Source organism: Evtepia sp., assembly GCF_056797215.1.
The window spans coordinates 1-4,425 of sequence record NZ_JBQILM010000062.1 but is presented as its reverse complement, the minus strand read 5'-3'; the positions used below and the strand labels follow the sequence as shown (position 1 = coordinate 4,425).

Below are 4,425 nucleotides of genomic sequence, written 5' to 3'. Positions count from 1 at the left end.
TCTGTATGCAAGTCCAGGTGGAAGGCGCTGCCCTGCCCCACCACGGACTCCACGGTGATGGCAATCCCCAGCCGCCGGGCCGCCTGCTGGCACAGGTACAGCCCCAGGCCTGTGGCCTTTTTGTCCGCGTGGCCGTTGTAGCCGGTGAAGCCCCGTTCAAAAATCCGGGGCAGGTCCTCCGGGGCAATGCCTATGCCGCTGTCCGCCACGGTGAGCACCTTGTCCTGGACGGTAATGGCAATCTCCCCGCTGGGGGTGTACTTGATGGCGTTGGACAGAAGCTGTTCCAGGATGAAATGGAGCCACTTCTCGTCGGTGAGCACCCGCTCCTGGGTCTCCTCATAGCGCAGGCGGATGCGCTTGCGCACAAACTGGGGGGCAAACTTGCGCACCGCCTGGCGGATCACCCCGTCCAACGCCACCTCCCGGAACACGAAGTCCGTGCCCTCCCCCCGCAGGCGCAGGTAAGATAGCACCATCTCCACATACTGCTCAATCCGGAAGAGCTCCCCTTGCAGGGCCCGGTGTTCCTCGCTGTCCTCCCCTTGCAGGAGCATCCCCATGGCGGCAATGGGAGTCTTGATCTGGTGGACCCAGGCGGCGTAATAGTCCAAGCTCTCCTGCTCCTGGGCCCGGCTGGCGGATATCTGGGCGCTGCGCAGGGCCCCCAGGGCCTGCAGCATCTCCCCCAGCTCCGCTTCCGCCAGGGTCTCCGGCAGAGGGAGGCGGTCCAGATTCAGCTCAATGTCCTCCCGTAAGGCCTGCCGCTGCCGGTGACGGGAGCGGTAGTGCCAGAAGTCCAGCGCCAGCAGCACCAGACCCAGGAACAGGCACAGCAGGGCCGGGTAGGCCACCACCTTGAGGCTAAGCCCGTACAGGCCAAACACCAGGGCGAAAATGCCGGCGAACAGGGCGAACACCAGCCAGAGCGGCCCCCGCTCCCGCCCGTACCAGCCCAGAACATGGTTCTCTCTCATGGTATCACTCCACGATATACCCCGCACCCACCCGGGTACGGATAAAATCCCGCAGGCCCACCCCTTCCAGCTTCTTGCGCAGGCGGGCCACGTTGACGGTGAGGGTGTTCTCCTCCACATAGCAGTCCATCTGCCAGAGCTTGGTCATGAGGGTGTCCCGGCTGACCACCTTGCCCTTGTGTTCCAGCAAGGTCTGTAAAATGCGGAACTCGTTCTTGCTCAGCTCCAAGCGCTGGTCCTGGTAGCGCAGGGAGGCGTCGTTCAAGTTCAGCACCACCCCCCGGTGCTCCATCACCGGCACCTGGCCGCTGAGGTCATAGCTGCGCCGGAGGATGGCTTGGAGCTTGGCGGTGAGCACCGCCAGGTCCACAGGCTTGGGGAGGAAGTCGTCGCCCCCCATGTTCATGGCCATGACGATGTTCATGTTGTCCGAGGCGGAGGAGAGGAACACCACCGGGACGTTGGAGAGCTTGCGGATCTCACTGCACCAGTGGTAGCCGTTGTAAAAGGGGAGCATGATGTCCAGGAGGACCAGGTGGGGGTCGTAGTCCACAAAGCTGGGGATGACGGCTTGGAAATCCTCCACCAGGCGCACCCCGTACCCCCAGCGGGTCAGCTCCTGTTGGAGCACCTGGGCCATGGAGAAGTCGTCCTCCACCACAAGAATGCGGTACATCGCCCGCCCCCTCAGCCGTAGGGCCGGACCCGGAACTGGGCCCCCAAGCCCTCCGCCAAGGCCCGGCAGGCGGCAATCTCCGCCGGGGTCTTGTCGTAGTCCACGATGGTCACCATCACCCGGGGGACATACTTTACCGCCTCCCGGACGAAGTCCAGCATGGCGTCCCAGCCCTTCTCCCCGGACCCCGGCCGGGTGAGGCGGAGGTATTCCTCCTGGTTGGAGCCATTTAAGGACACAGACACCGCGTCCAGCCGCCCCTTCAGCTCCGGGGCGATGTTGCGGTGGTTGATGAGGCTGCCGTGGCCGTTGGTGTTCAGGCGGATGGGGGGCAGATCTGCCCGCTTCGCGGCGTGGAGCTGGTCGCACAGCCACAGCATGTCGTCCGCCCGGCAGGTGGGCTCCCCATAGCCGCAAAAGACGATCTCACTGTACTGGGACAGGTCCTTGGACAAGATGTCCTCTAGCACCGCCTCCCGGCTGGGCTCCTCCTGGAGCCAGAGGCCACCCAGGGCAGAGCTGTCCTCGTCCCGGATGCAAAAGACACAGTGGCAGTCACAGCGGTTGGTCATGTTGATATAGAGGCTGCCGAAGTAATCGTAGGTGATGATATCCCCTTGCATGGTACTTCCTCCTTTTTCTCCTGTTCCCCAGGTTCAGTCAATGCCGAAGAGGCGTTTCCCGTTCTCTGTGGTGATCCGGGCCACCTCCTCCGCCGGCAGGCCCTTGATGTCCCCGATGGCCTCCGCCATGCGGTAGACATAGCGGGAGTCGCAGCGCTTCCCCCGGAAGGGGACGGGGGCCATGTAGGGGGCGTCGGTCTCCACCATGAGCCGCTCCATGGGCACCGCCGCCACCACCTCCGGGCCCTTCCGGGCGTTCTTGAAGGTAATGGTGCCGGTAAAGGACAGGTGCCAGCCCAGGGCCACCAGGGTTTTGGCGTCCTCGGCGCTGCCGGAGTAGCAGTGGAACACCCCCCGGGCCCCGGGGAACGCCCGGACGATGGACAGGCAGTCCCCGTGGGCCTCCCGGTCGTGGACAATTACTGGCAGGTCCAGGCGCTGGGCCAGGGAGAGCTGGGCCCGGAATACCTCCTTTTGCAGGTCGTGGGGGACCTCCTTCCAGTAGTAGTCCAGGCCGATTTCCCCGATGGCCTTCACCTTGGGGTGGCGGCTCATGGCCTCAAGCTGTTGGAGCCAGTCCGGGGGCAGGCCCAGGGCGTCCTCGGGGTGGATGCCTACGGCGGCGTACACGTATGGATAGGCCTCCGCCAGCTGGATGGCGGCGCGGCAGCTTTCCAGGTCACAGGCGGGGCAGAGCACCAGCCCCACCCCGCTCTCGGGCAGGGCGGCTAGGACGGCGTCCCGGTCCCCGTCGAAGGCCTGGTCGTAGTAGTGGGCGTGGGTATCAAAGAGCATGGCGTCATTTCTCCTTTCCCTTGGTGGGGGGCAGGGCGATGGGGTGGAGGCCCCGGCTGTCGCTGAGGGCCTCCTGGGCCAGCACCCGTTCCGGGTCCGCGTCCCGGAGGTTCAGGAGCTTTTCCCCCAAAATCTGGGAGAAGCCGGACATGAGCACGCTTTGGAGGATGAAGTCCTCCACGGCCCCCCCTTCCTCCTCCCCCTGGGCGTTGAGGATGCTTTGGGCGGCGGCACGGGTCTGGGCGGTGTAGAAGTTCCCCACCTGCTGGACCCGCTGGATATAGCTGGTGTAGAAGCTGCGCACCTCTTCCTCGTCCCCTCCGGCGGGGAGGAGCTTTTGGAGGCTGCTGATGCTGGTGCCCTGTTTTAGGGTGAAGATCATAATCATGTAGGCGATGTGGATCCGGTAGTATTTCCGTTTCTCCGGGGCGGGCATCACCTTTAGGCGGACGTAATTGTTGATGGTGGTGGAGGTGACGGGCTTATCCTTTTGGTCCTCCACGGGGATGAAGTCCAGGTATTGGCCCAGGAGGGCGATCACCTGGTCCATATACAGGCCGATGTCCGGCAGCTCTTTCCAGGCGGGGAGCTTATAGTTGTTCAAATAGTTCTCCCAGCGGATCAGCTTATGGGCCACCAGGTCTTTATCGTAACTCATGGGGGTTCTCACTTTCTGGCCCTTGGGGGCCTGGGGGCAGGGTTCTTTTTTGTCTTTATTGTACTACGATTTGTTGGATTGGACAAGCCCCGTTGTTTGTGATTCCCGCACAGTGCGGGCCCTTGTGTCCTCTTTTTTTGCGCTGCATAAAGTTTCACACGCGCTTCGCGCTATAAAAATCAGACATTGGCATGTCAGATTTTTAAGTGAAACTAATATCAGAAAAAAAGCGGACGGAAAAAAACTGCGGGGGCGGGACTGGGAGGCTTACCGTGCGGGGAAACTTAGCGCCCGACCTGTCTGGTGCTTCCGTCCACCGCCCGTGGGCCGACCGGGCCGGAGCCACCGGCCACAAGGCTGTGGGTTGGGGCGGATTTGCGGCGGTAGTTCCTTTGTTTTTTCGTCTTTTCTCTCGGATTGGTTCGCTCCCATCTAGGAAGTGGTTGGAGGAGAGGGGAGATTGGGGCTTGCTTCGGTTTTGGTGACTTGTTGGCTTTTGTCTATCCATTGTAGGAGGGATGGTAGCGGGGACAACAGGCCTTTATAGGGAAAGGAAGGTCCGTTCAGGATAGAAAAAAACGGCCCTTCTGGGCCGCGGCGCAGATGCGCCGTAAATTCGTAGCGAAGCGGAGAATTGCGCAGGGAGGGCTTCGCCCGACCGAGCATGTCAAATCCCCCTGGGGTGGAGGGGGACCA

The 4,425-nt window shown here is 62.5% G+C and carries 5 protein-coding genes; all 5 read right to left on the bottom strand.

Translation table 11 applies throughout. The features are described from left to right. The coding region (locus ACTOZL_RS10035) for a sensor histidine kinase (protein WP_482478247.1) at positions 1 to 977 on the bottom strand (977 nt) is incomplete at its 3' end. 4 nt (positions 978 to 981) lie between these two features. Continuing rightward, positions 982 to 1,653: a response regulator transcription factor gene (locus ACTOZL_RS10030; protein WP_482478246.1), complete on the bottom strand. Its 672-nt coding sequence runs from the start codon at positions 1,651 to 1,653 to the stop codon at positions 982 to 984. A gap of 11 nt (positions 1,654 to 1,664) precedes the next feature. Beyond that, positions 1,665 to 2,276 (bottom strand): TatD family nuclease-associated radical SAM protein, encoded by a 612-nt coding sequence (locus tag ACTOZL_RS10025; RefSeq protein WP_482478245.1) that lies wholly within the window; start codon positions 2,274 to 2,276, stop codon positions 1,665 to 1,667. Between the two features lie 33 nt (positions 2,277 to 2,309). Beyond that, positions 2,310 to 3,071, bottom strand: coding sequence for a TatD family hydrolase (locus tag ACTOZL_RS10020; RefSeq protein WP_482478244.1), 762 nt, complete (start codon positions 3,069 to 3,071; stop codon positions 2,310 to 2,312). 4 nt (positions 3,072 to 3,075) lie between these two features. Further along, a complete protein-coding gene (locus ACTOZL_RS10015; protein ID WP_482478243.1) occupies positions 3,076 to 3,729 on the bottom strand; it encodes a DUF1836 domain-containing protein in 654 nt (217 codons plus the stop codon). Positions 3,730 to 4,425 lie beyond the last annotated feature (696 nt).